Consider the following 23541-nt stretch of genomic DNA (forward strand, 5'->3'; position numbering starts at 1 on the left):
AGGATTCCCCCCAGCGACAGTCAGGCCAAAACCCTGATGCTCGGGCTCAATTCGCGCAATTAAAAGACGCGAGATCTTATTCCGTGAGGTTCGCAGGCAACTGGCCCGCGAGCCAACCCAGTCCAGGTATATGGCGCACAATGAATTCTAAAAACAATCCCGCCACTGCGGTAGCCGATCTGACTTTGAGCCCTGCCGCCAACAGCCCGTCATCGTCGAAGCCATTGGTCCCGTCGCGCCCGCTGTCGACTCAGCAATACCTGTACTTCACCGAAACCAATACCGACCGCATCCTCGACAACCTCGACGGCCTGCGTGATCTGGTGTTCCCGCGTCCGCCGCACTTGGAAGGCGACAACGAACAGCACAACGACCAGGAATTCCCTTCGGTGTGCCTGATCGGCCTCGGTCGCTGCGGCTCGAACATCGCCCTCGACGTCGCGGAGCTGGTGTACAACGCGCGCAAGTTCTACCTCAACGAATTCAATAACGAAGATCGCGCGGCGGATCGCCGCCTGGCCGACAAGGGCTACAGCCCGGCGCAGTGGATCAAGAACAACCTGCGCATCGGCCCAAACAAATCGACCAAACCGGTGTTTCTGGTCGAACCACTGGTGATGCTCGGCGACCTCGACAAGGACATCGCCGGGCGCATCCGTTTCTCGCGCAAAGGCGAGAAAAGCGGCTTCCTGCGCGACTACAGCAAAATGAAGATCATGGACTTGTCCGAAGTCCACGCCGGTGGCGCCGGTAACGCGCCGATCCTCGGCCAGTACCTGGCGAAGATCATCCTCAACAAGGACACTCAGCGCTTCTCCAGCCCAGACTGGAAAATGATCCACTCGTACCTGATCGACAGCTGCGGCATCAAGGCCAACCAGTCGCGCCTGTATTTCTCGATCTTCAGTGCTGGCGGCGGTACCGGTTCCGGCATGGCCTCGGAGTTCGGCCTGGCCCAGCAGCACTCGTACATGAACAAGACGTTCGACACCAAGCCGATGGACGAGCATGACGGCAAGAGCGGGCATTCGTTCGTGTTCGAACCGATCTTCACCAGCGGCATCTGCGTGCTGCCGAACATCTCCGATCACCGCAGCGAAATGTCCGAGGCGCTGCACATCAACGCCGGTCGCCTGCTGTGCAAATATCTTTCGGAAGAATGGGATTTCTCCTACAACTTCGCCAACGAAGACAGCAGCGAAGCCAGCGTCATGGGCCGTATCCGCCCTTGGAACGCGATGATGTTGATCTCCAACGACATCATGCGTTACGCCGAAGAAAGCGACGACGGCAACATCCAGAACATTGATGTCAATGCCATGGAAAAGCACGCCAACCAGTACATCTCGCAGCAGATCTTCAACATTCTGACGGCGCAGGCTGTCACCACGGACTACGACCAGAACTACTTCCGCCGTGCCGGTATCGACATTGGCGAAACCATTCGCCTCGACGCCAACGACCTGTTCATGAGCCTGGCCGGCCCGGTGGCGATTGCCTACGCCGAATCGGTGGTGCCGGAAACGCCGCCGCCGAGCAGCGACAAATTCAAGGTGTTCGACAAAGAGCCGCAGCGCCTGAACATCGACGACCTGTTCTTCCGTTCGATCGACCTGCCGCACTTCAACAAAGTGACCCAGGCGATTGAAGGCATCAGCCTGTTGCCAATCGAGTCCAAGCGTTATCGCGCGTCGCTTGAGCAGTACAAGAATTCCGGCTACGACGCTGCGGCGCTGCACGACCTGCACTTCTTCAAGAACTGCTCATCGGTGGTCTCGATCGTCTCGCTGCCGAAAGACTACAAGCTGTCGTACATGGACCTGAACCGGTTGAAGACTCACCTGAACAGCCTGTTCCCGAATACCACGCTCAAGCGTTACGCACTGGTAATCGGCGCCTCGGCCAACCTGTCGCTGACCACATTGATCGCGAAGAGCCCGTGCCTCTCGGATGACTTCCTGACCCTGATCGTCGCGTTCATCAAACGCTGCTTCGCGAAGAACCCGTACCGTTTCGACGAGACCCTGGACAACTCGATCCTCGATTTCATCATTAATGAAGAGTTCGACGAAGACCGCATCGACGACCTGCTCAACGAGTTCGAAAACCCGGCGAAGATCCTCGATACCAACTGGTACGCGATCAAACCGATGTACGAGAAGAAGTACCGCGAGCTGATCAACGACAAAGAGAAGTTTGTCTCGATCAATGACATTCGTTTGTCGCGCGATTGCGTGAAGAAGTCGATCAAATACCTGCGCGAGATTTACCGTCACCGGATTGGCAAGACCAAGGTTATTTCCCTCAATAACCATACCGGCAAGTCGTTCTCGGTCTGATCCAGGATCGAGTCGCGGCAATCGCGAGCAGGCTCACTCCTACAATTGGAATGCGTTCCCCTGTAGGAGTGAGCCTGCTCGCGATGGCCTTTTCAGACGAAAGAAATCTCGAATCCAACATCCAGAAACAATTAAGCAGCCGTTAGGCTGCTTACTAAACTGTTCCCGTTACGTTTACGTCACCGTGAGCCCACCCGCGCTTGTGGTGTTTCTCTACGGCAACGTGCCATCACGCTACTCCGCTACACACTTTTCGCCGATGACCGGACGCACCATCAAGGTGCGACGCCAGTAGCGACCGCCCTTTCCTGGACCAGAATCCACGGCCGAACTACCACTGCCCACATCTCGGGATCGCGCTCGAAAAGATCCAGCGCCCGCGTTTCAGACAGCTTGGCGAGTTTGTCTTCGGCCAGCCAGGCAGCCACTTTCTCGCCATCATCCGAGGCCACGGCCTCGGCGGCGGCGATCAAATCCAGCGCAGGGTCGACCCACAACAGGGCACCCTTGGCGAAGAACGGCTCCAACTCTTTCCAGGTAATCGATGCGGTTTCACCAAGCAGCTTGGCATAGAGGGTGCTAGGTTCTTGATTCATGGGTGCTGTCCGGAAAAGAAATCGACGCGAATAATAACGTTGGTGGTCCGCCAGCAAAACCCGGTTGCAAAAGGCTGCACCGAACGAAAAGAGCAGGAACGCCAGGGAATGCTGCTGATTGGGCTATATGCCCACGAACGCCCCGCCGCAATTCTGTCTTTTTCATTCAAAAATGCGACACCCCCAAGTTTTGCCCCTCGGCGCCCGCTTCCCAGGCTGACAACCGGCGCTCTACACTGTACCGGTACAGTTGCCGGGGGCATTTCCGGAGGGTATCGCAAAGATATCTGACCCGGTTCTGCTGCTACGGCGCCAGAACTCAAAAAAATTACAACAGTAAGAGTGGAGCACTATGACTAAGGCTACTAAGCAGATTTCCAAACTGTTTGCCGCTATGGTTCTGGCCGGGGTTGCCAGCCATTCGTTCGCAGCTGACACCATCAAAATCGGTATCGCCGGCCCTAAAACCGGTCCAGTAGCCCAGTACGGCGACATGCAGTTCAGTGGCGCGAAAATGGCCATCGAGCAAATCAACGCCAAGGGCGGCGTCGACGGCAAGAAACTCGAAGCCGTTGAATACGACGATGCCTGCGATCCAAAACAAGCGGTAGCGGTCGCGAACAAGGTCGTCAACGACGGCGTCAAGTTCGTCGTCGGTCACCTGTGCTCCAGCTCCACTCAACCGGCTTCGGACATCTACGAAGACGAAGGCGTGATCATGATCACCCCGGCTGCCACCAGCCCGGACATCACCGCCCGTGGTTACAAAATGGTCTTCCGTACCATCGGTCTGGACAGCGCCCAGGGCCCTGCCGCCGGTAACTACATTGCCGACCACGTGAAACCGAAAATTGTCGGCGTCCTGCACGACAAGCAACAGTACGGTGAAGGCATCGCCACCGCGGTCAAATCGACCCTCGAGAAGAAAGGCACCAAGGTGGCCGTGTTCGAAGGCGTCAACGCCGGCGACAAAGACTTCTCGGCGATCATCGCCAAGCTCAAGCAAGCCAACGTCGACTTCGTTTACTACGGCGGCTACCACCCGGAGCTGGGTCTGATCCTGCGCCAAGCCCAGGAAAAAGGCCTGAAAGCCAAGTTCATGGGTCCGGAAGGCGTGGGTAACGATTCCATCACCCAGATCGCCAAGGATGCGTCCGAAGGTCTGCTGGTGACCCTGCCAAAATCCTTCGACCAGGATCCGGCCAACGTTGCTCTGGCTGATGCATTCAAAGCCAAGAAGGAAGATCCGAGCGGTCCGTTCGTGTTCCCTTCCTACTCGGCGGTGACTGTAATTGCCGAAGGCATCAAGGCAGCCAAGTCCGAAGACGCGACCAAAGTGGCTGAAGCCATCCACGCCGGGACCTTCAAGACCCCGACTGGCGACCTGAGCTTCGACGCCAAGGGCGACCTCAAAGACTTCAAATTCGTGGTCTACGAGTGGCACAACGGCAAACCTAAAACTGAAGTATCGCCTCAGTAAGGCGCTGCCTGACTGACTGCCAATAAAGCCCACGGCGTGCCGTGGGCTTTGTTTTACGAATGTATTGGGCCGCGCTGGCGTGATCCGCCAGTCTCCCCACCTGAAAATCTCAAAACCGTCATCAGCGGTTCGCTGGCAAAACCCGGATTCGAAGTGGATAAAGATCCACGGGGCCGGGCGGGAAAATGACTCCACCAGTGAAATGCGTATCAGGTTTTTAGGAGCGCTGTAATGCCTGACATCTATCACTTCTTCCAACAGCTGGTTAACGGCCTGAACGTTGGCAGCATGTATGCCTTGATCGCCATCGGCTACACGATGGTCTACGGCATCATTGGAATGATCAACTTCGCCCACGGCGAGGTGTACATGATCGGCTCTTACGTGGCGTTCATCGCCATCGCCGGGTTGACCATGATGGGACTCGACAGTGTCCCGCTGTTGATGACGGCGGCGTTCATCGCCAGCATCGTCGTCACCAGTTCCTACGGTTACAGCATCGAACGCATTGCCTACCGCCCCCTGCGCGGCAGCAACCGTCTGATCCCGCTGATTTCCGCGATCGGTATGTCGATCTTCCTGCAGAACACGGTTCTGCTGGCGCAAGACTCCAAGGACAAAGCTATCCCCAACCTGATTCCGGGCAACATTGCCTTCGGCCCAGGTGGCGCACAAGAAGTGCTGATTTCCTACATGCAAATCGTGGTGTTCGTGGTGACCCTGATCGCCATGCTCGGCCTGACGCTGTTCATCTCCCGCTCTCGCTTGGGTCGCGCCTGCCGCGCCTGCGCCGAAGACATCAAGATGGCCAACCTGCTCGGCATCAACACCAACAACATCATCGCCCTGACCTTCGTCATTGGTGCCGCGCTGGCAGCCGTTGCGGCTGTGCTGCTGAGCATGCAATACGGGGTGATCAACCCGAACGCCGGTTTCCTCGTCGGCCTCAAAGCCTTCACCGCAGCGGTACTTGGCGGTATCGGCAGCATCCCCGGCGCCATGCTCGGCGGGTTGGTGCTGGGGGTGGCGGAAGCGTTTGGCGCCGATATCTTCGGTGACCAATACAAGGACGTCGTGGCTTTCGGCTTGTTGGTTCTGGTGTTGTTGTTCCGTCCGACCGGCATTCTGGGCCGTCCGGAGGTTGAGAAAGTATGACTAGGAATCTTAAACAGGCGCTGTTCAGCGCTTTGCTGGTGTGGGCCGTGGCCTACCCGGTACTCGGTCTGAAACTGACCATCGTCGGCATCAACCTGGAAGTGCACAACACCAGCCCGACCGTGCTGGCGACCATCGCCATCTGTTCGGTGCTGATGTTCCTGCGCGTGCTGTTCAACCAGCAGATCAGCAAGGCCTGGCGCTCATCGCCGGGCCTGCCGCTGATTCCGGCCAAAGCGAGCAACTTCCTCACTCTGCCAACCACCCAGCGCTATTTCATCATTGCGCTGATCCTGCTGGCACTGGTGTGGCCGTTCTTCGGCTCGCGTGGGGCGGTGGATATCGCAACGCTGATCCTGATCTACGTGATGCTTGGCCTCGGCCTGAACATCGTCGTCGGTCTGGCCGGTCTGCTCGACCTCGGTTACGTCGGCTTCTATGCCGTCGGCGCCTACAGCTACGCGCTGCTGTCGCACTACTACGGCCTGAGCTTCTGGATCTGCCTGCCGATTGCCGGCCTGATGGCCGCGACGTTCGGCTTCCTGCTGGGCTTCCCGGTGCTGCGTTTGCGCGGCGACTATCTGGCGATCGTGACCCTCGGCTTCGGCGAGATCATCCGTCTGTTCCTGCGTAACCTGACCGACATCACTGGCGGTCCGAACGGCATCAGCAACATCGAGAAACCGACGTTCTTCGGTCTGACCTTCGAACGTAAAGCCGCGGAAGGCATGCAAACCTTCCACGAGTATTTCGGCCTGCAATACAACTCGATCAACAAGGTGATCTTCCTCTACCTCGTTGCCCTGGTGCTGGCGCTGGCGGCGCTGTTCGTCATCAACCGTTTGCTGCGCATGCCGATCGGCCGTGCGTGGGAAGCGTTGCGTGAAGACGAAATTGCCTGCCGTGCGCTGGGTCTGAATCCAACGATCATCAAGTTGTCCGCGTTCACCCTCGGCGCTGCATTCGCCGGTTTCGCCGGTAGCTTCTTCGCCGCCCGTCAGGGTCTGGTGACCCCGGAATCGTTCACCTTCATCGAGTCGGCAATCATCCTCGCCATTGTGGTGCTGGGCGGTATGGGCTCGCAGTTGGGTGTGATCCTGGCTGCCGTGGTGATGATTCTGTTGCCGGAAATGATGCGTGAGTTCAGCGAGTACCGGATGTTGATGTTCGGTGCGCTGATGGTGCTGATGATGATCTGGCGTCCACAAGGTCTGCTGCCGATGCAACGCCCACACATGGAGTTGCGAAAATGAGCCGCGAGATCCTTAAAGTCGAAAACCTGAGCATGCGCTTCGGCGGTTTGCTCGCGGTCAACGGTGTGGCCCTGACCGTCAAAGAGAAACAGGTGGTTGCACTGATCGGGCCCAACGGCGCCGGCAAGACCACCGTGTTCAACTGCCTGACCGGTTTCTATCAGCCCACCGGCGGTAGCATCCTTTTGGACGGCGAGCCGATTCAAGGCCTGCCGGGCCACAAGATCGCCCTCAAAGGCGTGGTGCGCACGTTCCAGAACGTGCGCCTGTTCAAGGACATGACGGCGGTCGAGAACCTGTTGATCGCCCAGCACCGTCACCTGAACACCAACTTCCTGGCCGGCCTGTTCAAGACCCCGGCGTTCCGCAAAAGCGAGCGCGAGGCCATGGAGTTTGCCGAGTACTGGCTGGAAAAGGTCAACCTGAAGGAGTTCGCCAACCGTACCGCCGGCACCCTGGCTTACGGTCAGCAACGGCGTCTGGAAATCGCTCGCTGCATGATGACCCGTCCGCGGATCCTCATGCTCGACGAACCGGCTGCCGGTCTGAACCCGAAGGAAACCGAAGACCTCAAGGCGCTGATCAGCGTGCTGCGTGAAGAGCACAACGTCACCGTGCTGCTGATCGAACACGACATGAAACTGGTCATGAGCATTTCCGACCACATCGTCGTGATCAACCAGGGCACGCCTCTGGCCGACGGTACGCCAGAACAGATCCGCGACAATCCTGAAGTGATCAAAGCCTACCTGGGGGAAGCGTAAATGCTGCAGTTCGAAAACGTTTCCACCTTCTACGGCAAGATCCAGGCCCTGCACAGCGTCAACGTCGAAGTCCGTCAGGGCGAGATCGTGACCCTGATCGGCGCCAACGGTGCCGGCAAGTCGACGCTGCTGATGACACTTTGCGGTTCGCCGCAAGCGCACAGCGGCAGCATCCGCTACATGGGTGAGGAGCTGGTCGGCCAGGACTCGTCGCAGATCATGCGCAAAAGCATCGCGGTGGTGCCGGAAGGTCGTCGGGTGTTTGCCCGTCTGACCGTTGAAGAAAACCTGTCCATGGGCGGCTTCTTCACCGACAAAGGCGACTATCAGGAACAGATGGACAAGGTTCTCGGACTTTTCCCACGCCTGAAAGAACGCTTCAACCAGCGCGGCGGCACCATGTCCGGCGGCGAACAGCAAATGCTCGCCATCGGCCGTGCGTTGATGAGCAAGCCCAAGCTGTTGCTGCTCGACGAGCCGTCGCTGGGCCTGGCACCGATCATCATCCAGCAGATTTTCGACATCATCGAAATGCTGCGCAAGGACGGTGTGACGGTGTTCCTGGTTGAGCAGAACGCCAACCAGGCGCTGAAAATTGCTGACCGGGCGTACGTTCTGGAGAACGGCCGTGTGGTCATGCAAGGCACCGGTGAAGCGCTGCTGACCGACCCGAAAGTACGCGAGGCGTACCTCGGCGGTTGATGTGTTTCGCTAAACAAAAAACGGCCTTCGGGCCGTTTTTTTTGTGCCTGCACGATTTTCAGATTCTCCAAAAAGCCCTTGTAGGAGTGAGCCTGCTCGCGATGGCGTTGTGTCATTCAACATCACCAGTATCTGACATGACGCCATCGCGAGCAGGCTCACTCCTACAGGGTTTTGCGTTTTTCCAAAAAGATTTTGAGCGGGCTGTAACGCAACGCCACCTCGTTTCTCTAGAGGGACAAGCAAGCGCAAACGCGCTTGTAAAAACCCTGAACAAGACTGGAGAAACATCATGACTGCTACCACCCGCACCCTGTCCGCCACCGCCCTGGTTCTGGCCCTCGGTTCTGCCCTGAGCATGGCCGCTGTATCGACCGTCCATGCTGCCGACGCCGACATGGAAAAATGCTTCGGCGTGGCCATGAAAGGTCACAACGATTGCGCAGCAGGCGCGGGCACCACCTGTGCCGGCACGTCGAAAATGGACTATCAGGCCAATGCCTGGAAGCTCGTACCGAAAGGCACCTGCGCCACCACTGAAAGCAAAACCTCGCCGACCGGTTTCGGTCAGATGGAAGCCTTCAAAGCCAAGTCCTGATCGTTGGCCTGCCTGAGTGACGATCATGCTCACAATCAATGACCATGCCCCCTCCTGCACTCAGGCAGCCCTTCTCGGGCTCCCGCCCCGTGCCGGGCTGGGGCTCAAGACCGGGCACTTTCGTGACGTGCTCGGCTCACTACCGGACATTGGCTTCTTCGAAGTCCACGCCGAAAACTACATGGTGGCCGGCGGTCCGTTTCATCATTTTCTCGGTTTGATCCGCGAGCAGTATCCGCTGTCGCTGCACGGTGTCGGCTTGTCCATCGGCGCTGAAGGACCGTTGGATAAACAGCATCTCAAACGCCTCGCCGAACTGATTCAGCGCTATCAACCGCAATCCTTTTCCGAACACCTGGCCTGGTCAAGCCATGGCCCGGTGTTTCTCAATGACCTGTTGCCGCTGGCCTATGACACGCCGACATTGAACCGCGTCTGCGAGCATATCGATCAGGTGCAGAGCACGCTCAAACGGCCCATGTTGCTGGAGAATCCGGCGACCTATCTGGGTTTTCAGCGTTCGACCATCGATGAAGCGGAGTTCATCGCCGAGGTCATCCGCCGCAGCGGCTGCGGCTTGTTGCTAGACGTCAACAATGTCTATGTTTCTTGCGTCAACCATCAGCGGGATCCGCTGGCGTATCTCGATGCGCTGCCATTACACGCGGTGGGTGAAATTCATCTGGCGGGGTTTGCCGAGGATAGCGACAGCCTTGGCGATCGCTTGCTGATCGACGATCACGGTGCCCCGATCGATCAAGCCGTCTGGCGTTTGTACCGGAAAGTGCTGCAACGAATCGGTCCGGTGGCGACATTGATCGAGCGCGACAATCACGTGCCGGCGTTCGAGGTGCTACTGGCGGAGGCGCAACAAGCTGAGGCGTTTTTAATGGATGCCGGAGCACGCTCATGAGCGTTCAACGTGATTTCGCTGCCGCGCTCATCGACACGCGGGCACCCTGCCCCGAAGGTCTGTGCTGCGCCAACGGTGCCGATCCGGCGAGCCGTTTCGCGGTGTACCGCAATAACGTGCAGGGTTCGCTGATCAATGCGTTGAGCGACAGTTATCCGGTGGTTGCGCAATTGGTCGGCGAGGATTTCTTCCGCGCCATGGCGGCCATTTTCGTACAACAGCAGCCGCCGCAAAGTCCGCTGATGAATCGCTATGGCGAAGCGTTTGCAGCCTTCATCCAGACATTCGAATCCGCCTCGAGCGTGCCCTATCTGGCCGATGTCGCGCGGCTCGAGCATTTGCGCACGCGGGCCTATCACGCCGCCGACGCCGAGCCGGTGCGGCACGAACAAATCACTGCGGCGTTAGCCTCCCCACAAGCCTTGAGTGAATTGTGCCTGGTGTTTCATCCGTCCCTGCACTTGCTCGATTGCGCCTATGCCGTGGTTGCGATCTGGGCGGCACATCAGCAGGACGCTGTGCTCGAGGGCATCGAGATCGATCGTCGGCAACATGCCCTGATTCTGCGCAATGGCCTAGACGTCGAAGTGTTTGCCCTCGAACCCGGGGCCAGCGTGTTTATCCGTCATCTGATCGATGGCCAACCACTTCTGGCAGCGGTTGAAAACAGCCCTGAATTCGATCTCGGCCAAACCCTCGGCCTGCTGATCGCACACAACGCGATCACCCACTTGAACAACAAGGAATCGCCATGAGCCTCCTCCTCATCACCCGCGCCATCGCGCTGCTGGAAAAAATCCCTCACAGCCTGATCGCCTTCATTGCCCGTTTCTCGATAGCCGCGGTGTTCTGGAAGTCAGGGCAAACCAAGGTTGAAGGTTTGGCCATCGACCTGATCGACGGGACCTTTCAACTCGGTTGGCCGCGGCTGGCCGACTCGACCATTCCGTTGTTCAAGAGCGAATACCACGTGCCGCTGCTGTCGCCGGAACTCGCCGCGCACCTGGCGGCGTTCGCCGAACACTTTTTTCCGGTGCTGATACTGATCGGCTTCGCCACACGGTTTTCGGCATTGGCGTTGTTGGGCATGACGCTGACCATTCAGCTGTTTGTGTACCCCGATGCCTATCCGACTCACGGCACCTGGGCGGCGGTGTTGCTGTATCTGATGGCGACCGGCCCGGGCAAGGTGTCGATCGATCACCTGATCGCCCGCCGTTTCGCCAACTGAACGCCGACCTGTAGGAGCTGCCGAAGGCTGCGATCTTTTGATCTTGCTTTGAAAAAAACAAAATCAAAAGATCGCAGCCTTCGGCAGCTCCTACATGGGGTTTATGTTCATATGATCAGCGCTGAAGTCGATCCAACGCCTCGCCGCTGCGCTTGAACCAGCCGATCAAATAGTCTGCGAGCACCTGCGTGCGCTTCGGCAATCCGCCCTGATACGGATGCACCAGGTACATCGGCATGCGTCGGGTCTGAAAATCTCGCAGCAGCCAGCGCAATCTGCCGTCAGCCAATTCCGCTTGCAGCAAGTAGGAAGGCAATCGTGCGACACCGGCGCCGCTGAGCGCGGCTTTCTTCAGCAAGTTGTAATGATTGCTGGCGAACGGTCCTGACACCCGCACTCGTAACAATTCATGCTGCTGGTGATACAGCCATTCCTCACGCCCGCTGTAGTGGCTGTTGAGCAAACAGCGATGTTCGGTCAATGCTTGCGGCGTCAGCGGTTCACCGAAACGCTCGAGATATGCCGGGCTGGCGCAGGTCATTTCCTGCCAGGCCAGTAACGGTTTGGCAACCAGTCGTTCGTCATTGGCCACTTCGCTACGGATCGCCAGATCAAAGCCGTCCCGCGACAAATCGCGATAACTGTTGTTCAACTCCAGCTCGATCTGCACTTCGGGGTATTTGTGCGAAAACTCCAACAGCAAACCATCAAAAAAGGTTTCCCCCAGAGACACCGGCACCGTCATTCGCACCGGTCCGGCCATATCGTCTTTTAGCCGCGCCAAGGCCTGACGCGCTTTTTCGACCTGGACGACCAACGCTTGCGCCTGCGGCAACAATGCCGCGCCCGCCGCGGTCAGGCTCAAGCGCCGGGTCGTGCGTTGCAGCAACACCACGGAGAACTGCGCCTCGAGCTGGCTGATGCGCTTGGACAACTGCCCCTTGCTACAGCCCAACTGCTGCGCTGCCAAGGTGAAACTGCCCGCTTCGATCAACACCGCGAACGCCGCCAGATCATCCATTTCGCTCATGGATTGTTTCCATCTGAAAACCAAAGGTTGCCCATTAGTGCGCTTATCCGCAGAAAAAACCACTCTAGACTGAAACCTCGTTCAATCACTTGAGGTACAGCTCGATGAAGATTCTGTTGATAGGCGCTGGCGGCACCATTGGTTCGGCGGTGGACAAAGAGCTGTCGCAACGCCACGAAGTCATTCGTATCGGCCGCACCAGCGGTGATTTGCAAGTGGATATCAGCGACAGCGCGTCGATCCGCAAACTGTTCGAAAAGACCGGCAAGTTCGATGCGCTGGTCTGCGCTGCGGGCAACGTGACCTTCGCACCGCTGGGCGAGATGACGGAAGACAGCTTCGCTCTCGGCCTCAAAGACAAACTGATGGGTCAGGTCAATCTGCTGCTGATTGGTCGCGAATTCGCCAATGACGACGCCTCGTTCACCTTCACCACCGGCGTGCTCAGCCACGATCCGATTCGCAGCGGCGCCTGCGCAGCGCTGGTTAACGGTGCTCTGGACAGTTTCGTCCGCGCCGCCGCCATCGAACTGCCACGCGGCCTGAGAGTGAACTCGATCAGTCCGACCGTACTGCTCGAAGCGATGGGCAGTTACGCCCCGTATTTCCGTGGTTACAAGCCGGTTCCTGCAGCGGATGTGGCATTGGCCTACGCGAAAAGTGTCGAAGGCTTGCAGACAGGTCAGACATTTCACGTGGGCTAAACCCTTGTGATGAACGGTCAGGCTGCGTAACGTGGCGGCACTTGTCTGGAGAGTCGAAGATGCGTGTTGCCCGTTCGTTAGTCGTTGTTGCCCTGCTGCCGTTGTTTGCCGCTTGCCAGTTGTTCGACGGCCAGCGAGAAATTGCCTCGCACGTCGGGCAGACGCGGATGCAGGGGCAACTGACCGCCGCTGACGGCAAACTGGTGTTCCAGCCGTGCCAGGAGCAGCGTCAACTGGTGGTCAATGACATCGGCGGCACCAGCGTTCTGCAGGAAGCAGCAACACTTGCTGATGAACAAGGCAAACTGTTTGCCGATGTCCGCGGCAAAGTCGCCGGTGACCGCCTCGACCTGACTCAGTTGTATCGCGTCGAGCGCTCCGGCACGGCCTGCGATGATCCGAATTTCAAACTGCTGATCCTCCGCGCCGCCGGCCATGGCCCGGAATGGAACGTCAAAGTCAGCGGCAGAGGCATGGTCATCGACCGCGAAGGCCAGCCGCCGCTTGCCGTGCCGTATGTTGAAGAACAACTGGGCGACGGCCGCTTCAACCTCAGCAGTGAAGCCAACAATCAGCGCATCGAATTGTGGGTCGCACCGCAGCGTTGCGTCGACAGCAACACCGGCAGCGTGCAGCACATGAGCGCCGAGTTGCGCATCGACGGTCAGGTGCAGCGCGGGTGCGGGTATTTCGGCGGATCGCGCAACGACTGAGCGTTTTAGCCTCACCGGATCCGGCCTTTGCGGCTTATAATCGCGGCCTTCAAACGCCCTGGCGCAGTTGTGCGCCCCGCGAACCCGGATCCTCGCCATGTTACGAATCACTGAACTCAAGCTGCCAATCGACCATCCCGAAGAAGACCTGCGCGTTGCCATCGTGCAACGTCTGGGCATCGCCAGCGATGATCTGCTCGATTTCACCTTGTTCAAGCGCAGCTACGATGCGCGCAAAAAGTCCTCCGAACTGTGCTTCATCTACACCATCGACCTCGAAGTGCGCGACGAGGCCAAGGTGTTGGGCAAGTTCGCCGACGACCGTAACGTCAACGTGGCGCCGGATGTCAGCTACAAATTCGTAGGTGAAGCGCCAAGCGACCTGAGCCAGCGCCCGATCGTCGTCGGTTTCGGCCCGTGCGGGATCTTCGCCGGTCTGTTGCTGGCGCAAATGGGCTTCAAGCCGATCGTCCTCGAACGTGGCACCGAAGTCCGTCAACGCACCAAAGACACCTGGGGCCTGTGGCGTAAAAGCGTGCTCAACCCCGAGTCCAACGTGCAGTTCGGCGAAGGCGGCGCGGGCACGTTCTCCGACGGCAAGCTGTACAGCCAGATCAAGGATCCTAAGTTCCTCGGCCGCAAAGTCCTGCACGAGTTCGTCAAGGCTGGCGCGCCGGAAGAAATCCTCTACGTCAGCAAGCCGCACATCGGTACGTTCCGTCTGACCGGCATGGTTGAAAACATGCGCGAGCAGATCCGCGAACTGGGCGGTGAAGTGCGCTTCCAGGAACGCGTCACCGACGTGCTGATCGAAGACGGCCAACTGGTCGGCGTCGAACTGGCCAGCGGCGAAACCCTGCATTCGAAACACGTGGTTCTGGCCCTCGGCCACAGCGCCCGCGACACTTTCCGCATGCTCCACAGCCGTGGCGTGTTCATGGAAGCCAAACCGTTCTCGGTGGGTTTCCGCATCGAACACCCGCAATCACTGATCGACCGTGCGCGTCTGGGCAAGTACGCCGGCCACCCGAAACTGGGCGCCGCCGACTACAAACTGGTGCACCACGCCAAAAATGGCCGTTCGGTCTACAGCTTCTGCATGTGCCCGGGCGGCACGGTGGTCGCGGCGACTTCCGAGCCGAACCGCGTGGTCACCAACGGCATGAGCCAGTACTCGCGTAACGAGCGCAACGCCAACTCCGGCATCGTCGTCGGCATCACCCCGGAAGTCGATTATCCGGGCGGCCCGCTGGCCGGGATCGAGTTGCAGGAGCGTCTGGAGTCCCACGCCTTCATCCTTGGCGGCAGCGATTACAAGGCACCGGCGCAACTGGTTGGCGACTTCATCAACGACATTCCTTCGACCGAGCTGGGCGAAGTCGAGCCGTCGTACAAACCGGGCGTGGCACTGGGCGATCTGGCCCTGGCCTTGCCGGACTTTGCCATTGAGGCGATCCGTGAAGCCTTGCCGGCGTTCGAGAAGCAGATTCGCGGGTATTCGCTGCATGATGCGGTGTTGACCGGGATCGAGACGCGTACTTCGTCACCGCTGCGCATCACTCGTAACGAAACACTGCAGAGCATGAACGTGAAGGGCTTGTTCCCGGCCGGTGAAGGTGCGGGTTATGCGGGCGGGATTCTGTCGGCGGGTGTGGACGGGATTCGCATTGCCGAGGCCGTGGCACGCGACATTCTCGGCCTGACTGACTAATCATCTGAAGCAATACAAAGCCCTGTGGGAGCGAGCCTGCTCGCGAAAGCGGTATTTCAGACAACAATGATGTTGAATGAGATGCCCCCTTCGCGAGCAGGTCGAATCGTCGCACCGTCGCTCCCATATTTGGTTTTTGCGTTTCTTCAGATATTGGCGCGCAGGACTGAAGTCGGCAGCGGCTCGCCGCGCTCGGCACTCGCCGTCACCGCCTCGATCAACCCCGCCAACTCATACCCTTGCGCTTGCAGCCAATCCTGATCGTAGTAAGTGTCGGCATACCGCTCGCCGCCATCGCACAGAATCGCCACGATCGACCCCGACTCCCCCGCCGCTTTCATCTGCTGCGCCGCCATCAAGGCGCCGATCAGATTGGTCCCGCTCGACCCGCCAACATGCCGTCCCAGACGCTGCGCCAGATAATGCATGGCCGCCAGCGACAAGGCGTCCGGCACCTTGACCATCGCATCGATCACCTTCGGCAGAAACGACGCCTCAACGCGCGGCCGACCAATGCCTTCAATCCGCGAACCGCAATCCAGACGCAAACTCGCATCGCCGGTCTGGTAGTAATCAAAGAACACCGAACGCTCGGCATCGGCGCACAACACCCGGGTGCAGTGCTGGCGATAGCGCACGTAGCGGCCAAGGGTTGCGGTGGTGCCGCCGGTGCCGGGGCTGGAAATCAGCCAGCTCGGTTCCGGGTGTTTTTCGTAACGCATCTGCTGGAAAATCGACTCGGCGATATTGTTGTTTGCGCGCCAGTCGGTGGCGCGTTCGGCGTAGGTGAACTGATCGATGAAGTGGCCGCCATGCTCGCGGGCCAGACGCTCGGATTCAGCGTAAATCTGCGTGGGATCTTTCACCAGATGACTTTGGCCCCCGTAGAAGGCGATCTGCGCAATCTTCTCTTTGGAGGTGGTCGCCGGCATCACCGCAATAAACGGCAAACCGAGCATCCGCGCGAAGTACGCCTCGGAAATCGCCGTCGAACCGCTGGACGCCTCGATCACCGGCGCGCCGGGCTTCAACCAGCCGTTACACAACGCATAGAGAAACAGCGAACGGGCCAGGCGATGTTTGAGGCTGCCGGTCGGATGACTGGACTCATCCTTGAAGTACAACTCGATGCCCGCAAAACCCGGCAGCGGCAAAGGGATCAGGTGGGTGTCGGCGCTACGCTGAAAATCCGCCTCGATGATGCGGATGGCTTCGCGGGCCCACTGTCGGTTGTCGCTCATGGTGATGGTTCTCTTTGAATCGGGCAGGAGATGAATGCGTCCAAAAGGCTCACTCATCAGCTTAGGAAAAATCCTATAGCGCGCACAGATACAGCTGAGTCTCAATATGTCAGACAACTGCTAGGCTCAGCGTGGCTTGAGCCAGACACCTTGTAACGCCATATAACAAAAAAGAATATAACTTTTGTTTTAACAACTAACAGTACGGGTTAGGGTGTCCCACCTTTTTGACGATTCGATGGAGAGCGACCTTGCCTCTGCGTAGCACTTTCACGCGTTTCTTTCAGTTGGAAGCTGCCAGCGGTCTGTTATTGATCGCTGCGGCCATCCTTGCTCTGATTATCAACAACTCGCCACTGTCGTGGCTGTACACCGGCCTGCTCGACACCCCGGTGGTGGCGCAGATCGGTGCGTTGAAAATCGCTAAACCCTTGCTGCTGTGGATCAACGACGGTCTGATGGCGATGTTCTTCCTGCTCATCGGCCTGGAAGTGAAGCGCGAGGTTCTCGACGGTCAGTTGTCCAAGCCGTCACAGATCGTCCTGCCCGGTGCGGCCGCGATCGGCGGCATGCTGGTGCCGGCGCTGATCTACTGGTTCCTCAACCGTGACAATCCGGCAGCCCTCGACGGCTGGGCAATCCCGACCGCTACCGACATCGCCTTCGCCCTCGGCGTGCTGGCATTGCTCGGCAAGCGCGTGCCGGTGTCGCTGAAGCTGTTCCTGATGACCCTGGCAATCATCGATGACCTCGGCGCCATCGTGATCATTGCGATCTTCTACTCCGGCGAACTGTCGACTCTGTCGCTGGGTCTGGCGGCAGCGTGCATCGCGGCGCTGGTGGCGATGAACCGGCTCGGGGTGGTCAAGCTTGGGCCGTACATGATCATCGGTTTGATCCTCTGGGTCTGCGTATTGAAGAGTGGCGTTCACGCGACACTGGCCGGTGTGACGTTGGCGTTCTGCATCCCGTTGCGCACGAAAAACGCCGAGCCGTCGCCGCTGCTGACCCTCGAACATGCGCTGCACCCGTGGGTGGCTTACGGCATTCTGCCGCTGTTCGCCTTCGCCAACGCTGGCCTGTCGCTCAGCGGTGTTACCGTCGAAAGCTTCACCCATCATGTGCCGATGGGCATCGCGGTAGGCCTGCTGTTGGGCAAGACCGTCGGCGTGTTCGGCCTCACCTGGCTGGCCGTGAAGATCGGCATCGCCACCCTGCCCCAAGGCGCCAACTGGGGCCAGGTCATGGGCGTAGCTATTCTTTGCGGTATCGGCTTCACCATGAGCCTGTTCGTCGGTTCGCTGGCGTTTGAGCCGGGTGTGAGCGATTACGCAGGAATGGACCGGATGGGCATTTTGACTGGGTCGATTCTGGCGGCGTTGATTGGTTATGCGGTGACGGCGGCGGCGAGTCGCAAGAACTCCCAAGCGATATAACCTCTTTGGCGAGGGAGCAAGCTCCCTCGCCACAAGTTTCCTGCGTTCCTGTTACACAGCGAACAATCCCACGTCTTTAGAGACGCGTCCTACAGCCACCATTTTCCTGCTTCGTTAACGTCGCGCAGCCCTTTGCGAAGGGCTGTCGACGGATGAAAGAAAGGATGATCAGTGGCTGGCAACAAGGGCATTCCCCGGGTTCAAAACCCACCGCAAGGCGACGGGCATCACGTCACTTACCGCTACATGACAGCCAGTGAACTGGCCGAGCGCGATGCCAGACAAAACGCTTACGACGCCATGCTGGCGCGACAAGAAGCGTTCGAGCGCAGCCGTGAAGTGGCGGTCAAAAAAGCCGAGCCCGTTCGTGCCGGCTGCGTATTCGCCAAATCCTGCAAATTGCCGGATGCGATTATCGATTACTCCAATCCTGCGGGGATGGTGCCGACCGACAGCCTGAAGGATTACGGCGAGCTGATCCTGCTGGACGCGCGTGAAGCCGATGAGAGCGGCGCAGTTCCTCTCAAGAAAATCGGTGCAACTGCTATTCCAGTTGGATTTGGCAGTCTGGCTCTGGCGGGATCGGTGTTTGAAGCACTGCCCGCTGCTGTATCTAGTGCGGCTGTTGCGCCTTTGGTTGGTTTGGTTGCGCTGTTCATGCCATCGAGCCTTGGCGACAGCGCGCTCTATACCGACGAGCAACTGCGTGGACTTGATCAGGCGCGAACGCGTGTTCGGCTGAGGGTCGAACAACAGGCCGACGGCAGCCTGAAGGGCTACGGCTTCTACACCGGCAAGAATCGCGATTGGGAAATGGTTGATGTCGTGCAGTTCAAGTTGCGTGACAGCCAGTTCATTGCTGACTTGGGTGAAGGCGTAGAACTTATCTGGACGCCTGCTGTGGATGGCTCCGACATCCTTGGTATTCCCGCGCTGGAGACTGCACCGCAGGCACCGCACATCTGGGTTTATCCGCCGACGAAAGTGGCGGATGGGATTCTGGTGAATCCGGTTTATCCGCCGGAGTACCGAGACTTTATTCTGGTTTTTCCACCAGGTTCGTTAGTTCAGCCGGTATATATCGTAATCAATTCCCGAGCAGGGGATCACGAGTACCATCCGCCGCCTGATTTCTTGCCAGCCTTCCCTGATGCGAAAGTTGTGGGACGCAAAACAGCTGTTCAAGGGGGCGGCGCGAAACGCAAAAGATGGAAAACCGCTAAAGGTCTTATTCTTGAATGGGATTCGATGCATGGCGCTATAGAAAAGTATGACGCCAGAGGCAAACACATTGGCGAGTTCGATCCAAACACTGGCGAGCCAACGTCTACAAAAAAGAACAAAAATCGAAAAAAGGCAGGAAAAGGAGTATTGAGCCTTGAGATTCTTAGTAGAAGCTTTTGACAAAAAAACTGACTTCCAAACATCAGTAATTGAACTGCCCGAGAATTGTACCGAGCAACTCAAATCGATCATGGGTTGGAAAACAGAGCAGCAAGGTTGGGAAGGCTACGACCTGAATCAGCAACAGATCAAAGCCATTGAGGCGCTGATTCAAAAGTCCATCGAAGATCCGCGCTATTACTTCCAACTGACGTGCAATGGACGTTGAAACGCATTAAAAAAACCCGACCAGTCACCTGATCGGGTTTTTTTTAACCCTACATCCCGCTTAGTGCGAAACGCGGCTGGTCCCGCCGACGGTGGAGATGCGCACGCGTTCGCCAACGCGGAACACTTCATTCTCCTGAACCTGCTGCACATAGGCACGCATGCTGCCATCGTCTTCACGCACGGTGATTTCCACACCTTGAGTACGGGTCAGACCTTCTTCGGTCGCCGAACCGATCAGACCACCCGCCACCGCACCGATGACCGCAGCAACGATGCTGCCCTTGCCGCCGCCGATGGCGCTGCCGCCGACGCCGCCGACCGCTGCACCAGCGAGGCCGCCGATAGGGGTTTTGGTGCCTTCGATTTTCACCGGACGCAGGGATTCGATGGTGCCCATGCGAATCGTCTGCACGCGACGCGCTTCGTCACGGGAGTAGGAGTCACCGGTCAGGCTCGATTGGCAGCCGGTAAGCAACATCGCCATCGTGGAAAAGGAAGCAACCAGCAGAACAGACTTACGCATAGCATCAACTCCAAAAAAACATATAGTCATTAAACTCCGCTGCTTGACGCCTGTCACGACGCAGCCCGGATAAATTGGCTTTCATTCAGGCGCGGTACAGACGCCTGCACGCTCTCCCTGACATAGCCCCTACAGTAGCGCCAAATTGCCGAATCTGCGCCACCGACACCAAGGATTTTCATGGATTACTTCATCATCGTCGTCACCACTGCCGCCGGTTTGTACTTCCATTGGTGGTTGTACGTGCGGATCAAGCGCTGGATGGATCGCGATCTGGCGCTGTCATTGGCCGGCAAGAACGAGGACAAACGTGCCTTCATGCTCGAACAGCTGGCTCGCGCTCAGGCGCAGAAGATCAAGCGCCGGGATCTGCCGAAGTGGCTGGAGGCCGCTGCGGCAGGCTATCCCGCTCGGTAGACTGCTCAGGGTGCCAGACGTTCAAGAATCCAGTCGGCGCCCTGCACACGGTAGTTGAGGCGATCGTGCAGACGGCTCGAACGGCCCTGCCAGAACTCGATGCGCTCAGGCAACAAACGGTAACCACCCCAGTGTTGCGGGCAGTCGGGTTGCGTGTCGGAGAAACGCTGCTCGGTGGCCTTGAGCAAATCTTCCAGCTCACCGCGCCCGTTGATCACCCGGCTCTGCGGGGATGCCCAGGCACCGAGACGGCTGCCCAGCGGACGCACCTGATAATACGCATCCGACTCCGCGGGCGTAACCTTCACTACCCGCCCTTCGATGCGCACTTGGCGCTCGAGGGTGGGCCAGAAGAAGGTCATGGCGGCGAACGGGTTGGCCGCCAGATGCTGGCCCTTAGCGCTGTCATAGTTGGTGAAGAAGGTGAAGCCCTGCTCGTCCAGGCCCTTGAGCAGCAGAATGCGGCAGTGCGGTCGCCCATCCTGGTCGACCGTGGCCAGGGTCATGGCGTTGGCTTCCACTGGCGCCTGTTCGGTTTTCACCGCGTCGGCGAACCACTGGTGGAACAACGCAAACGGCTCGGCCGGGGCTTGCGCCTCGGTCAGACCATCCCGGGTGTAATCACGACGCATATCTGCCAGAGCCTGGGTCATGGCGCATTCCTTTCGTTAGCGGATCACTTCTTGGTGGCATCGGTCGCGGCGACTTTCTTGTCGGTCGCGGCGGCTTTGGCTGGAGCAGTCTTTTTAGCTGGGGCCTTGGCCGGGGCCTTTTTAGCCGGCGCCTTGGCGGCAGCTTTTTTCACCGGAGCCTTTTTGGTCGCTGGCACAGCAGCTTTCTTCGCGGCTGGGGCCGGGGTGACCGGCTTGGCGGCAGGCTTGACGTCTTGCGCCGCGACCATGGTCACCGGCTTCGGCGCGGGCATGTTGTACTTGCTCAGCAGCGCAACCATGGTGTTCTGCGGGGTCACCAGCAGTTCGACACGACGGTTCAGGGCACGACCTTCAACGCTGTCGTTGGCGGCGCGCGGTGCTTCGGAACCCATGCCGCGCAGCATGAGGCGATCACGCTGCAAGCCGCTGAGACGGAAGATCGCCGCAATGGACTGGGCACGTTCCTGGCTCAGTTTGATGTTGGCAGGCGCCGCACCACTGGAATCGCTGTGGCCAAGGACCAGCACGGCAGTTTTCGGGTCGGCTTCGAGGATTTTCGCCACACGGGTGAACGGGCCGAGGGTGACCGGTAGCAGCATGGCAGGACGATCCGGGTTGAACGAGCCTTCGACCGGTGCCGTCACGACCAGCACGTTTTCACGGCGTTCGAGTTGCAGATTGCTGTCCTTGACCGCTTCACGCAGGCGCGGCTCGTAGTCGTCAAGCCAGGCCTGGGTGACTTTCGGATCCGGCATCGGCACAGCCTTCGTGGTTGGCTGATCCTTGCCGCCAAACGGCCACCACCATTTGCCACCTGCGTCTGCTTCAGCTTTGGCCACGGTCGCCGGTTTTTTCGCTTCCGGGGCGACTTCTGCCTTCATATCCGCTTTGACCGTTTCATCATCGGAACCGAACGGCCAGTACCACGGGCTGCTGCTTTCAGTTTTGGCCACAGGTGCGGTGGCTGCAGGTTTCAGAGGGGCTGGAGCCGGTACTGGCTCCTTGGCCGCCACTTTGTCGGAAGAGCCGAACGGCCACCAACTGCCGCCGTCCGCATCATTTTTCGGGGTCTGTGCACAACCGGTGATCGCTACACACAGGGCCAGGGCGAGGGTCTTTTTAGATGACATTGAAAATCCACAAAATGAAGTAATGAAAAATCAGAGCACTTTCGCCCGGATAAACAGCCGTTTTGAAACGAAAAACCGCTTGAGGTTCCGACCCTGGGACCTCGGATGAAACTTTACAGACAAGTGGCAAGCACCCGCGCGAGCTTCTGCGCGCGCGGATCCATCAAGACGTACGGCCCAAGGGTATTTGTCACAAAACCGAAGGCGACATCATGCTCAGGATCAGCGAAACCGATGGAGCCGCCCGCGCCCGGATGGCCAAACGCCTTGGGGCCGAGGCCATAAGTGGCATTAGGCACGTCCGGCTGATCAAGCATGCAGCCGAGGCCAAAACGAGTCCGGGTCAGCAAAGTCTTGTCTTCGCCGAGGCTGTGTTCGCGGGTCAGCTCTTCAAGCATGTCGCTTTCAAGCAGACTGCCGTCGAGCAGGCCCGCGTAGAAACCGGCCAGACTGCGTGCATTGCCGTGGCCATTGGCCGCCGGTTGCTGCATGCGCCGCCATTCCGGTTTATTGGTGCTGGTGAGCACTGAAGGTGGGTTGGTAAAAGCGCGGGTGGTCATGGCCGTTGGCTCGCGCATGGTCACCTGCAGCAGGCGTTGCGCGGCGGCGTCACCGGCATTGCCCTTGCCGCGAGCGATGTGTGCCACGCGATGGAATTCTTCGTCAGCCAGACCGACGTGGAAATCCAGCCCTAGAGGCTTGGCCACCCGAGCGACGATGGATTCGCCCGGCCCACGACCGTCAGCGCGGCGCAGTAACTCACCGATCAGCCAACCGTAAGTGATCGCGGCATAACCGTGGCCAGTGCCCGGCGTCCACCACGGAGCTTCGGCGGCGAGGGCATCGACCATGGTTTGCCAGTCATACAACGCTTCCGGCGCAAGCAATTCACGCAGTGCCGGCAGACCGGCCTGGTGGCAGAGCAATTGGCGCAGGGTGATGGATTCTTTGCCGGCGGCGGCGAATTCCGGCCAGTAGCGGGCGACCGGGGCGTCCAGTTGCAGCTTGCCTTCACCGACCAGTTGCAGCGCGGTGACGGCGGTGAAGGTTTTGGTGCAAGAGAACAGGTTGGCGATGGTGTCGCTGTGCCAGGCTTCAGCGCCGTCCTTGTCGGCAGTGCCGGACCAGAGATCAAGGACGGTTTCTCCACCGACCTTGATGCACAGGGCTGCGCCGCGTTCCTGGGGATCGTCGAACAGTGCGGCAAAGGCTTCGCGCACCGCTTCGAATTGAAGCTCGTAATGTCCCTGAATCTGCACCCGCAACTCCCCCGCGAAAACGCTCTACAAAGTGGCCCGCATTGTTCCAGCCCTAGAGGGATTTGGGAACAGCTGCGGG

General features: G+C 58.8%; 24 protein-coding genes. 17 read left to right on the top strand and 7 right to left on the bottom strand.

Annotation, left to right across the window (positions count from 1 at the left end):
* Window positions 1-140: 140 nt before the first annotated feature.
* Entirely contained in the window at window positions 141-2339 is a 2199-nt protein-coding gene (locus ACOYXE_RS16110) for a hypothetical protein (RefSeq protein ID WP_160056408.1), read from the top strand.
* 275 nt (window positions 2340-2614) lie between these two features.
* On the opposite strand, the gene ACOYXE_RS16115 is transcribed toward ACOYXE_RS16110, so the two are convergent.
* Entirely contained in the window at window positions 2615-2935 is a 321-nt protein-coding gene (locus ACOYXE_RS16115) for a DUF2288 domain-containing protein (protein ID WP_160056406.1), read from the bottom strand.
* A gap of 352 nt (window positions 2936-3287) precedes the next feature.
* Here ACOYXE_RS16115 and ACOYXE_RS16120 point away from each other — a divergent pair, with 352 nt between their 5' ends.
* The 9 genes from ACOYXE_RS16120 (at window position 3288) to ACOYXE_RS16160 (ending at window position 11031) form a co-directional block, all read left to right on the top strand.
* Window positions 3288-4415 carry a branched-chain amino acid ABC transporter substrate-binding protein gene (locus ACOYXE_RS16120; protein WP_095138462.1) on the top strand — a complete coding sequence of 376 codons (1128 nt, stop codon included), beginning with the start codon at window positions 3288-3290 and terminating at the stop codon, window positions 4413-4415.
* Between the two features lie 231 nt (window positions 4416-4646).
* Window positions 4647-5570, top strand: a complete 924-nt coding sequence (livH, locus tag ACOYXE_RS16125; protein WP_007918526.1) for a high-affinity branched-chain amino acid ABC transporter permease LivH — start codon at window positions 4647-4649, stop codon at window positions 5568-5570.
* On the top strand, window positions 5567-6823 hold the full coding sequence (locus ACOYXE_RS16130) for a high-affinity branched-chain amino acid ABC transporter permease LivM (RefSeq protein WP_160056404.1): 1257 nt from the start codon (window positions 5567-5569) through the stop codon (window positions 6821-6823). Before livH ends, ACOYXE_RS16130 begins: the two co-directional genes overlap by 4 nt.
* Complete coding sequence (livG, locus tag ACOYXE_RS16135; protein ID WP_077571419.1) at window positions 6820-7587, top strand: high-affinity branched-chain amino acid ABC transporter ATP-binding protein LivG; 768 nt, start codon at window positions 6820-6822, stop codon at window positions 7585-7587. Before ACOYXE_RS16130 ends, livG begins: the two co-directional genes overlap by 4 nt.
* Window positions 7588-8289 carry an ABC transporter ATP-binding protein gene (locus tag ACOYXE_RS16140; RefSeq protein WP_008082262.1) on the top strand — a complete coding sequence of 234 codons (702 nt, stop codon included), beginning with the start codon at window positions 7588-7590 and terminating at the stop codon, window positions 8287-8289.
* A 292-nt stretch (window positions 8290-8581) separates the two neighbouring features.
* Window positions 8582-8887 (top strand): BufA1 family periplasmic bufferin-type metallophore, encoded by a 306-nt coding sequence (locus ACOYXE_RS16145; protein WP_007918537.1) that lies wholly within the window; start codon window positions 8582-8584, stop codon window positions 8885-8887.
* Window positions 8888-8912: 25 nt separating this feature from the next.
* A complete protein-coding gene (gene bufB / locus ACOYXE_RS16150; protein ID WP_160056402.1) occupies window positions 8913-9800 on the top strand; it encodes an MNIO family bufferin maturase in 888 nt (295 codons plus the stop codon).
* Entirely contained in the window at window positions 9797-10555 is a 759-nt protein-coding gene (locus tag ACOYXE_RS16155; protein ID WP_405122197.1) for an HvfC/BufC N-terminal domain-containing protein, read from the top strand. The genes bufB and ACOYXE_RS16155 overlap by 4 nt, the downstream gene beginning before the upstream one ends.
* Window positions 10552-11031 (top strand): DoxX family protein, encoded by a 480-nt coding sequence (locus ACOYXE_RS16160; protein ID WP_160056398.1) that lies wholly within the window; start codon window positions 10552-10554, stop codon window positions 11029-11031. Before ACOYXE_RS16155 ends, ACOYXE_RS16160 begins: the two co-directional genes overlap by 4 nt.
* A 115-nt stretch (window positions 11032-11146) precedes the next feature.
* Here ACOYXE_RS16160 and ACOYXE_RS16165 read toward each other — a convergent pair whose 3' ends face one another.
* The gene (locus ACOYXE_RS16165) at window positions 11147-12061 is read right to left on the bottom strand and encodes a LysR family transcriptional regulator (protein WP_160056396.1); all 915 of its coding nucleotides are present in this window, start codon (window positions 12059-12061) and stop codon (window positions 11147-11149) included.
* 104 nt (window positions 12062-12165) lie between these two features.
* Here ACOYXE_RS16165 and ACOYXE_RS16170 point away from each other — a divergent pair, with 104 nt between their 5' ends.
* From ACOYXE_RS16170 to ACOYXE_RS16180, 3 genes are all read left to right on the top strand, one after another.
* Window positions 12166-12765 (top strand): short chain dehydrogenase, encoded by a 600-nt coding sequence (locus tag ACOYXE_RS16170; RefSeq protein ID WP_160056395.1) that lies wholly within the window; start codon window positions 12166-12168, stop codon window positions 12763-12765.
* 59 nt (window positions 12766-12824) lie between these two features.
* A complete protein-coding gene (locus ACOYXE_RS16175; protein ID WP_460926285.1) occupies window positions 12825-13478 on the top strand; it encodes a COG3650 family protein in 654 nt (217 codons plus the stop codon).
* 97 nt (window positions 13479-13575) lie between these two features.
* Window positions 13576-15189 carry an NAD(P)/FAD-dependent oxidoreductase gene (locus tag ACOYXE_RS16180; protein ID WP_160056391.1) on the top strand — a complete coding sequence of 538 codons (1614 nt, stop codon included), beginning with the start codon at window positions 13576-13578 and terminating at the stop codon, window positions 15187-15189.
* A gap of 146 nt (window positions 15190-15335) precedes the next feature.
* Here ACOYXE_RS16180 and ACOYXE_RS16185 read toward each other — a convergent pair whose 3' ends face one another.
* Window positions 15336-16430 carry a PLP-dependent cysteine synthase family protein gene (locus tag ACOYXE_RS16185; protein WP_460926287.1) on the bottom strand — a complete coding sequence of 365 codons (1095 nt, stop codon included), beginning with the start codon at window positions 16428-16430 and terminating at the stop codon, window positions 15336-15338.
* Window positions 16431-16681: 251 nt separating this feature from the next.
* Here ACOYXE_RS16185 and nhaA point away from each other — a divergent pair, with 251 nt between their 5' ends.
* From nhaA to ACOYXE_RS16200, 3 genes are all read left to right on the top strand, one after another.
* Window positions 16682-17866, top strand: a complete 1185-nt coding sequence (gene nhaA / locus ACOYXE_RS16190) for a Na+/H+ antiporter NhaA (RefSeq protein WP_099758184.1) — start codon at window positions 16682-16684, stop codon at window positions 17864-17866.
* A 171-nt stretch (window positions 17867-18037) separates the two neighbouring features.
* Entirely contained in the window at window positions 18038-19270 is a 1233-nt protein-coding gene (locus ACOYXE_RS16195; protein ID WP_460926288.1) for a colicin E3/pyocin S6 family cytotoxin, read from the top strand.
* Window positions 19245-19478 (top strand): DUF7683 domain-containing protein, encoded by a 234-nt coding sequence (locus ACOYXE_RS16200; protein WP_277760930.1) that lies wholly within the window; start codon window positions 19245-19247, stop codon window positions 19476-19478. The genes ACOYXE_RS16195 and ACOYXE_RS16200 overlap by 26 nt, the downstream gene beginning before the upstream one ends.
* 60 nt (window positions 19479-19538) lie before the next feature.
* Here ACOYXE_RS16200 and ACOYXE_RS16205 read toward each other — a convergent pair whose 3' ends face one another.
* Complete coding sequence (locus tag ACOYXE_RS16205; protein WP_007918566.1) at window positions 19539-20003, bottom strand: outer membrane lipoprotein; 465 nt, start codon at window positions 20001-20003, stop codon at window positions 19539-19541.
* 180 nt (window positions 20004-20183) lie between these two features.
* On the opposite strand from ACOYXE_RS16205, the gene ACOYXE_RS16210 reads away from it, so the two are divergent.
* Window positions 20184-20420: a hypothetical protein gene (locus tag ACOYXE_RS16210; protein WP_160056387.1), complete on the top strand. Its 237-nt coding sequence runs from the start codon at window positions 20184-20186 to the stop codon at window positions 20418-20420.
* Window positions 20421-20425: 5 nt separating this feature from the next.
* Here the strand turns inward: ACOYXE_RS16210 and pdxH are convergent, their stop codons facing one another.
* From pdxH to ACOYXE_RS16225, 3 genes are all read right to left on the bottom strand, one after another.
* The gene (gene pdxH, locus ACOYXE_RS16215) at window positions 20426-21073 is read right to left on the bottom strand and encodes a pyridoxamine 5'-phosphate oxidase (RefSeq protein ID WP_160056385.1); all 648 of its coding nucleotides are present in this window, start codon (window positions 21071-21073) and stop codon (window positions 20426-20428) included.
* A 23-nt stretch (window positions 21074-21096) separates the two neighbouring features.
* Complete coding sequence (locus ACOYXE_RS16220) at window positions 21097-22203, bottom strand: OmpA family protein (RefSeq protein WP_160056383.1); 1107 nt, start codon at window positions 22201-22203, stop codon at window positions 21097-21099.
* Window positions 22204-22316: 113 nt separating this feature from the next.
* A complete protein-coding gene (locus ACOYXE_RS16225; protein WP_160056381.1) occupies window positions 22317-23462 on the bottom strand; it encodes a serine hydrolase domain-containing protein in 1146 nt (381 codons plus the stop codon).
* Window positions 23463-23541 lie beyond the last annotated feature (79 nt).

The organism is Pseudomonas sp. MC6 (genome assembly GCF_054790575.1).

Bases quoted from the DNA above. Each gene is read 5' to 3' on its own strand.
- ACOYXE_RS16155 (WP_405122197.1), top strand. From the start codon at position 9,797: ATGAGCGTTCAACGTGATTTCGCTGCCGCGCTCATCGACACGCGGGCA.
- ACOYXE_RS16210 (WP_160056387.1), top strand. From the start codon at position 20,184: ATGGATTACTTCATCATCGTCGTCACCACTGCCGCCGGTTTGTACTTC.
- ACOYXE_RS16180 (WP_160056391.1), top strand. From the start codon at position 13,576: ATGTTACGAATCACTGAACTCAAGCTGCCAATCGACCATCCCGAAGAA.
- pdxH (WP_160056385.1), bottom strand. From the start codon at position 21,073: ATGACCCAGGCTCTGGCAGATATGCGTCGTGATTACACCCGGGATGGT.
- ACOYXE_RS16130 (WP_160056404.1), top strand. From the start codon at position 5,567: ATGACTAGGAATCTTAAACAGGCGCTGTTCAGCGCTTTGCTGGTGTGG.
- ACOYXE_RS16140 (WP_008082262.1), top strand. From the start codon at position 7,588: ATGCTGCAGTTCGAAAACGTTTCCACCTTCTACGGCAAGATCCAGGCC.
- ACOYXE_RS16120 (WP_095138462.1), top strand. From the start codon at position 3,288: ATGACTAAGGCTACTAAGCAGATTTCCAAACTGTTTGCCGCTATGGTT.
- ACOYXE_RS16205 (WP_007918566.1), bottom strand. From the start codon at position 20,003: ATGCGTAAGTCTGTTCTGCTGGTTGCTTCCTTTTCCACGATGGCGATG.
- livG (WP_077571419.1), top strand. From the start codon at position 6,820: ATGAGCCGCGAGATCCTTAAAGTCGAAAACCTGAGCATGCGCTTCGGC.
- ACOYXE_RS16165 (WP_160056396.1), bottom strand. From the start codon at position 12,061: ATGAGCGAAATGGATGATCTGGCGGCGTTCGCGGTGTTGATCGAAGCG.
- ACOYXE_RS16160 (WP_160056398.1), top strand. From the start codon at position 10,552: ATGAGCCTCCTCCTCATCACCCGCGCCATCGCGCTGCTGGAAAAAATC.
- ACOYXE_RS16110 (WP_160056408.1), top strand. From the start codon at position 141: ATGAATTCTAAAAACAATCCCGCCACTGCGGTAGCCGATCTGACTTTG.
- ACOYXE_RS16115 (WP_160056406.1), bottom strand. From the start codon at position 2,935: ATGAATCAAGAACCTAGCACCCTCTATGCCAAGCTGCTTGGTGAAACC.
- ACOYXE_RS16145 (WP_007918537.1), top strand. From the start codon at position 8,582: ATGACTGCTACCACCCGCACCCTGTCCGCCACCGCCCTGGTTCTGGCC.
- ACOYXE_RS16170 (WP_160056395.1), top strand. From the start codon at position 12,166: ATGAAGATTCTGTTGATAGGCGCTGGCGGCACCATTGGTTCGGCGGTG.
- ACOYXE_RS16185 (WP_460926287.1), bottom strand. From the start codon at position 16,430: ATGAGCGACAACCGACAGTGGGCCCGCGAAGCCATCCGCATCATCGAG.
- ACOYXE_RS16220 (WP_160056383.1), bottom strand. From the start codon at position 22,203: ATGTCATCTAAAAAGACCCTCGCCCTGGCCCTGTGTGTAGCGATCACC.
- bufB (WP_160056402.1), top strand. From the start codon at position 8,913: ATGCTCACAATCAATGACCATGCCCCCTCCTGCACTCAGGCAGCCCTT.
- livH (WP_007918526.1), top strand. From the start codon at position 4,647: ATGCCTGACATCTATCACTTCTTCCAACAGCTGGTTAACGGCCTGAAC.
- ACOYXE_RS16175 (WP_460926285.1), top strand. From the start codon at position 12,825: ATGCGTGTTGCCCGTTCGTTAGTCGTTGTTGCCCTGCTGCCGTTGTTT.